Raw genomic sequence first — 7,157 nt, 5'->3', positions numbered from 1 at the left:
CCATTAACACTGTGTATAAGCAATAGCGGCTACGTGCTGGATCCGAAAATAATTTTATAAATTTAAAGTCTGTTTAAGGGCGAAAGTTTTGGGGGAAATCCCGCTACTGCCCATACACAACACGTTACCCACAAGCTAAAAAAAAATCCGAACTACCATTAAAAATCAGTCTGAAAAGGCCACCGCGCAAACAGCACATTTATTTTTTCCCAACGCTAAAAAAGCCAACACCTTATAAAAATAAAAGAGCTGTTCTTTTGCCTTTGCCCTTAAATTGTACACAGCAGAATGTGAACAAAAAAAATAACAAACCGAATAAAACGAACAAATCTTTTATAACTTGTGGGATTGAAATAAAAACGAAATGCTAAAAGAAAGAATTGACATAGAAACCATTGACGGACAGTTATTTGAAATAAAAGTAATTGAGCCAGATGATTCGAAACCAGCATCTTTCACGCATTATTTACAAAATCATAAAAACGGAGTTTCACAATTTTACAAAAAAGACGCACTCGCTTTTGTAAAAGAAATTCTGGAAAAAGAATATCCAAAGGAAGAAATCACGAACAAAGTTGCAGAAAATGCTCTGCAATATTTAATTTTTGATTTCAAAAAATCAGTTCCTTTTCCAGCACCAGAAAAGCCTAAATTCAAATTTATTGACCTTTTTGCTGGAATTGGCGGATTCCGTTTGGCATTTCAAAATCTTGAAGGGAAATGCGTTTTTACAAGCGAATGGGACAAATATTCGAAACAAACTTACAAAGCCAACTTTGGCGAAATTCCTTTCGGCGACATCACTAAACCCGAAACAAAAAATTATATTCCCGACAATTTTGACGTTCTGTGTGCAGGATTTCCTTGTCAAGCATTTTCAATTGCAGGAAGACGTGGCGGATTTGAAGACACTCGTGGAACATTATTCTTTGACGTTGCAGAGATTATAAAAAACAAACAGCCCAAAGCTATCTTCCTCGAAAACGTCAAAGGACTTCGGAACCACGACAAAGGAAAAACGTTGACGACAATTTTAAATGTGCTTCGAGAAGATTTAAACTACTATGTTCCCGAACCTCAAATTTTAAATGCAAAAGAATTTGGTGTACCTCAAAACAGGGAACGAATTTTCATCGTCGGTTTTCGTAAAGATTTAGGAATTACAGATTTTCAATATCCCGAACCAACAAATGAAAATGCAGTTTTGGATGACATTTTAGAGCAAGAAGAAGTTTCTGTAAAATATTATTTATCTACTACTTACGTTCAAACTTTAAAAAACCACCGAGCACGCCACGAAAGTAAAGGAAACGGATTTGGTTACGAAATAATACCAAATGACGGAACTGCAAACGCAGTTGTTTGCGGAGGAATGGGCAGAGAAAGGAATTTAGTATTAGATGATAGATTAACAAATTTTGTTCCAGTAACTCATATAACAGGAAAAGTCAATCGCGAGGGAATTAGAAAAATGACGCCAAGAGAATGGGCAAGACTTCAAGGATTCCCAGACAATTTTAAAATCATAGTGTCAGATGCACAAGCTTACAAGCAGTTCGGAAATTCAGTTGCAGTTCCCGCAATTCAAGCAACAGCGGAAAAAATTATAGAAAAACTTAACTTCAAATGATTACAGGTAACAAAGGCGAATGGAGCGAAATTTATGCTCTATTCAAATTATTGGGCGATAAACAGTTATTTCTTGGAGACAAAAACATTGAAAAATTAGAAGATTTAGTTTATCCAATAATCAAAATACTACGTTCAGAAAATAATGGGGATTTTCAATATTCTATCGAAGACGAGATAATTTTAATTTCGGGTAACGAGCAAGTCTTAAAAATTCCAATTGACGATTTCAAAACGAAAGCTTTGTTCCTTTTAAAAGCAATAAAGGAAAATCGAGCAAGAACGTTTTCTGTTCCAGAAATAGAAAAATTTATGCAATCCATTAATTGCGTTTCTCTAAAGGCAAGTTCGTCCGCCAAAACTGATATTACAATTGTTGTTCACGACCAAAGAACAAATCAACAACCAACACTTGGGTTTAGTATAAAGTCTCAACTTGGAAGTCCATCCACTCTACTCAATGCAGGAAAAACAACAAATTTTATATACAAAATTGGAGGCAAAATGCTAACCTCTGACGACATTAACAAAATCAATTCCATTGATACGAGAAGTAAAATAATGGATAGGATTTTACAAATTCAGAACAAAGGTGGAGCATTTGAATTTGTAAAAACTGAAAGACAAATATTTTCAAATAATCTTGTTTTAATTGACAGTTTACTACCCGAAATTCTATCACAAATCGTATTTGATTTTTATTCAAGTGAGTTTTCTCATTTGACCGATTTAATAAATAAGACAGCAGAAAAAAATCCGTTGAACTTCGACGTAGAAAACGAACATAAATTTTACGAATACAAAATCAAACGTTTTCTAACTGACGTTGCGCTTGGAATGATGCCATCGCAAGTTTGGACAGGAAAATATGATGCAACAGGTGGTTATTTAATCGTAAAGGAAAATGGCGATGTTCTTTGCTATCATATTTACAACAAAAACGAGTTTGAAGATTACTTGTTAAATAATACCAAATTGGACACCGCAAGTTCTTCCCGACACGGATTTGGAGAAATTTATGAAGAAAATGGACAATTGTATTTTAATCTAAATTTACAAATTCGGTTCACAAAATAGCCAACGCTAAAAGCCATACACATTTGCAATTCGCACCAGCCAAGCTTCGCCCAAAATTGCAAAAGAGTATGTCTTGCCAACGCGCAAATCCGAACAAACGAGAAAGAAGACAATCTGAAAAACAGAACGCAGATAAAGCCTGTGGGTAACACCGTGTATAAGCAATAAGGGCTTTGTGTTTAACCCGAAAGTTATTATCTTTCAGCAATGTTCAGTTAGTGGTGGAATATTATTGCTTATTTTGCCCCTTACTGCTCATACACATCAACGTTGGCAACCATATGAACAAAAACTCGGCTGAAATTGAAAAACTGACCGAATAAAAACATTAACAAAACGGAATTTGGCCGGAATGGAAATCGAATTTTTTTTTTGGTTTTTTAAGGGCAAAATTCCAAAACTACGTTTCTCGACAAACTCAAATCTGGAATTATCAAAGTTGACCAATAATCGAATTGGAAAAAGAAACTAAATATTAATCTGAAATACCAAATCGGACTTTAAACAACAACGTCGGATTTTACTCTTTCGAACGGAATCTTGACATCAGATTTTAGTCAGATGCGTAAAAAATAACAACGTCGGATTTTACTCGGTCGCACGCAATACCAACGTCGGATTTTAGCCTGATGCGTAAAATAAAATAAAACGTCGGACTTTACTCTGACTGAAAATCATAACGTGGGAAAAGTAATAATACGGTTGCCAACACTGTGTATAAAACATAGCTGGTCTTGGCTAAACCCGAAGGTCTTTACATATTTGGAAGATCCTTCAAATCCGAAAATTATTGTATTTTTATACGCTACGTTTCATACACTTGAACGTTGTAAGCAATTTGACGAAATTAAATGAAAGTTTTATCATCTAAATAAAAAGACTGATTATGAAAAAATTATTTATTATTGCTATTTTTTTGCTGATCATTGCCTGTAATACCAAAAATGAAGATCAGAAAAAGTTAGATTTTGTGGAGTTTGACTTTCATTTTGATACAGAGTCAAATGAGATGCCGTACAATTTTTCTTCATATTGGGATACCTTTCCTACAATTGTCGATAGAACAGCATGGGAATTTGCCAAAATCGGAAACATAGAAAGGATGCATGAGATTTGGGATACGAAAGAATCAATTGAAATTGGACTTACGCAGGAACAACGAGATAGTTTTGGCCTCTACAAAGCAATGGATGCAATAGATTACATATTGAATGAAGCTGAAGATCACCAAGTAGTCATCATAAATGAAGCTCATCAAATGCCCCAACATCGAATTTTTACCACTCGACTACTTGAAGGGCTTAAAAGAAGAGGCTTTAAGCACTTAGGAATGGAAGGATATTTTAATACGCCTCAAGCAGATTCAATTATGCAAGCCAATGGTTATCCTATTCTTGATTCTGGATATTATACACAAGAACCTCAATTTGGCAATTTAGTAAGAACAGCCTTTGATATGGGGTTCAATATATTTGGGTACGAAAGCAGTGGACATGCTAATGGGAAGGAAAGAGAAATTAATCAAGCCCGGAATATTGAATCCTATCTAAATCGATACCCCAACGAAAAGATATTAATTCATTGTGGATTTGATCATGTGTACGAAGGAGATATGCCTAACAATTCCATGGGTTGGGGAAAGGCGATGGCAGGGAGATTGACGGAATTTACAGGAGTCGACCCATTAACCATAAGTCAGACAATTTATTCTGAAAAGGGTAACAGGGATTACGAAAACTCGTATTATCAGATTACAGATCTAGAAAGACCTAGTGTTTTTGTCAATGAATCTGGTGAGCTATTTGGTCAGCAACGAAAGGAAACCTCTCTTGATTTACCTCCTATGGGCACATTCAGGTATGACATAGCAGTTTTCCATCCAAGAAGTAAAAAATACGATCGTCCGCAATGGATGGTGTATGGTGATCGTAAAGAAGTGGAACTATCATTTGTTGAAGAAAATATCCAGTGCCCATGTTTGGTACTTGCCTACAAAAAAGGTGAGAAAGTCGGCAAAGCCGTTCCCTATGATATACAAGAGACGGATGATAAGAAGGTTACATTAGTTTTGGATAAATCCGACTTTGAAATTGTCATTTTGAATCAGAAGAATATAGCCCTAAAAGCTGAATTTAACTAGGCATCATAGCAAAAACTTTATTTTCAAATAGATAACCAAAAGATTTTTTTGTTATGTATTGTTCTGTCCGTTTAAGAAAATAAATCATCTTAAAAGTGTATCCATAGATTCCCATTTATCAATCATTAAGCCAGAAGAAGCAAGTGCATTAGTGGAATACTTGAACTACTTAATAAATGAAATAAAGGCTGGCTGTTATTTATATGAGCCGCATTTATTAGGGAGTATAAATGAGGAGTTCACTTATGCATCATCTATATCGAATGCAATTGTAGACTATCGAGTGTTCGCTAATACCATAAGTGTTATAGATCAATTATCAAGATTTTTATGCAAGGCTTTGGAAATCAGAATTTGTTGTGAATGCAATGAAGACGAATTGTGTATTAATCTATCAAAACTATCTAATTCCATTATCCAATCCATAAATTTGTGGTTGAATCTGAGTTATTTCTAAATTTGTCTACTATCAAGACTATAATTAACCAATTTAGAAATATTCATCAAGTTTATATATTTTCAGATGTAGTTGACAAAAAATATGGAACTTGTTTCAGGAACATTGATGTAATGATAGAACATACATACTATCACCATGGACAAATAATACTCATTAAAAAACGAATTAAAAACAGAAATTAATATAAAAAACTGCTTACAACAACGGCTATAAGTAATGCGGGATTGGGTGCTTAATCGAGAGGAAATCGATATTTTGCAATGACCGCCAAAACCTTGTTTTGGCTTTTTTAAATATTAAGTTAAAAACCCGAAAACAAGGTTTTGGCTCTGTGCTCAACCGAAAGGAAACTGCGTGTTTGCGCCCGCACTACTCATAGCCACGACCGTTGCCAGTAATTAAAAAAAAACAAATATGAAACCAAAAGACAAAAAACCATTATCATCGAATCATTCCCTCGAATGGGGAGAATCCACTTGGGATTCAACAGAATTTTCTATACGTAATAGATATGAAAAAGCTTCAGGCGGATACAACCAAGCTGGTTCATCTGAATTACCTTGGGATGACTTTAAAATAATGCTTAAGGAAAGTATTTTACGTAATCATTTTAGTAATATAGAACTCGGAGAAATTATGGATGATATTTCAGCCAAGTTAAAAACTTTATAACATTGTAATTATTTAAGACAAATTAATATGAACAAAATACTACTAATTATAGTTTCATTAATAATTCTATCATCTTGTGCCAGTTCAGATTTAGATTGTAATTCTGATATGGTAAAAAAAACGGTTAAAGATTTATTATTAGAGTCTGAATTACAGAATGGAGGAGATTTTTCATCTATGTACAGTATATCTAAAAATGATGTTGAAATATTGTTTGAAGAAGTAATAAAAATTTCATCTGTTAGAACCGTTGCTAAAAATGATGAACTCAAAAGTTGTGACTGCAAAGCTACGTTGGTTTTCGACATCAATCAAGAAATGAAAAACGACATAAAAAAAATTAATGATAACGGCTTTGCTAGAATGCTAATGAACGGATTAGTTGATGAAAAGGGAATAGAAATAATTTATAATATACAAGAAACGGCAGATGGAGAAATTTATGTTGAAACTCAAGAAATTGAAAACTTAGATGTTAATGTTACAATTTATGGTTTAGCTTACAAAGAATATATGGAAAAAGACCAAAATGAAATTGAGGTTAATGAAAATAAAAAAGAAGGTTTTGTTGAAAATAATCAACAAACCAAAGAAAATAAAAGTTATACTAAAGGCGATGTTTTGAAATTTCAATCCAAAGTTAATAACGGAGAAAATAAGTATAAATTAACTTTTTTAAGCGATAATAAAATTGATATAGAATACACTTATTTTGATTTTAAGGATAATGTCATTGCCCAGTTTAAAAATGGAATTGTCAATGTTGATGGAGATGAAGAAACATATATTTTAGACAATAAAACCTTTAAAGTTTTTAATCCTGAATCACAAGAATACGATATACATTACGCACAATAACTACTGGCAACAACGTATAAAAATAATAGGGCAATAAGTGCTTAACCCAAAGGACAAGGCACTCTTGCAAGGTCGCCAAATTTTTAAATTTGGCTTATTGAGTAAAAAAGATAAAAAGAAAAATTTAAAAATTCGGCTTGTGTCCAACCGAATGGTAGTCGCTTTTTTTCCGCCCTACTATTCTTATACAAATCCGTTAACGGCAAGTTGGCTTAAGTAAATGTTGGCGCAGCAGAACCCAAAAGGACCTTTGAAAAATGGGGCTCGTGCTTTTCAGCGAAAATGAAAACACGGTTTTTGGGCGGGGAATCCCAAAATCCC

General features: G+C 33.7%; 5 protein-coding genes. All 5 read left to right on the top strand.

Annotated features, from left to right (window positions below; genetic code table 11):
* Positions 1–364 precede the first annotated feature (364 nt).
* The 5 genes from ESV24_RS15050 to ESV24_RS15025 all read left to right on the top strand — a co-directional run bounded on the left by ESV24_RS15050 (position 365) and on the right by ESV24_RS15025 (position 6,836).
* Positions 365–1,630 (top strand): DNA cytosine methyltransferase, encoded by a 1,266-nt coding sequence (locus ESV24_RS15050; RefSeq protein ID WP_111817152.1) that lies wholly within the window; start codon positions 365–367, stop codon positions 1,628–1,630.
* Positions 1,627–2,706, top strand: a complete 1,080-nt coding sequence (locus ESV24_RS15045) for an HpaII family restriction endonuclease (RefSeq protein ID WP_111817151.1) — start codon at positions 1,627–1,629, stop codon at positions 2,704–2,706. Before ESV24_RS15050 ends, ESV24_RS15045 begins: the two co-directional genes overlap by 4 nt.
* 886 nt (positions 2,707–3,592) lie before the next feature.
* Positions 3,593–4,846, top strand: a complete 1,254-nt coding sequence (locus ESV24_RS15040; protein ID WP_111817150.1) for a hypothetical protein — start codon at positions 3,593–3,595, stop codon at positions 4,844–4,846.
* A gap of 874 nt (positions 4,847–5,720) precedes the next feature.
* Positions 5,721–5,978 carry a hypothetical protein gene (locus ESV24_RS15030; RefSeq protein ID WP_111817149.1) on the top strand — a complete coding sequence of 86 codons (258 nt, stop codon included), beginning with the start codon at positions 5,721–5,723 and terminating at the stop codon, positions 5,976–5,978.
* 27 nt (positions 5,979–6,005) lie between these two features.
* Positions 6,006–6,836, top strand: coding sequence for a hypothetical protein (locus tag ESV24_RS15025; protein WP_146743196.1), 831 nt, complete (start codon positions 6,006–6,008; stop codon positions 6,834–6,836).
* Positions 6,837–7,157: the final 321 nt, after the last annotated feature.

The sequence above is a fragment of the Aequorivita lipolytica genome (genome assembly GCF_007997135.1).
Lineage (GTDB): Bacteria > Bacteroidota > Bacteroidia > Flavobacteriales > Flavobacteriaceae > Aequorivita > Aequorivita lipolytica.
The sequence above is the reverse complement of the archived record's forward strand: the minus strand, read 5'-3'. Positions and strand labels throughout refer to the sequence as shown.

Bases quoted from the DNA above. Each gene is read 5' to 3' on its own strand.
- ESV24_RS15050 (WP_111817152.1), top strand. From the start codon at position 365: ATGCTAAAAGAAAGAATTGACATAGAAACCATTGACGGACAGTTATTT.
- ESV24_RS15045 (WP_111817151.1), top strand. From the start codon at position 1,627: ATGATTACAGGTAACAAAGGCGAATGGAGCGAAATTTATGCTCTATTC.
- ESV24_RS15040 (WP_111817150.1), top strand. From the start codon at position 3,593: ATGAAAAAATTATTTATTATTGCTATTTTTTTGCTGATCATTGCCTGT.
- ESV24_RS15030 (WP_111817149.1), top strand. From the start codon at position 5,721: ATGAAACCAAAAGACAAAAAACCATTATCATCGAATCATTCCCTCGAA.
- ESV24_RS15025 (WP_146743196.1), top strand. From the start codon at position 6,006: ATGAACAAAATACTACTAATTATAGTTTCATTAATAATTCTATCATCT.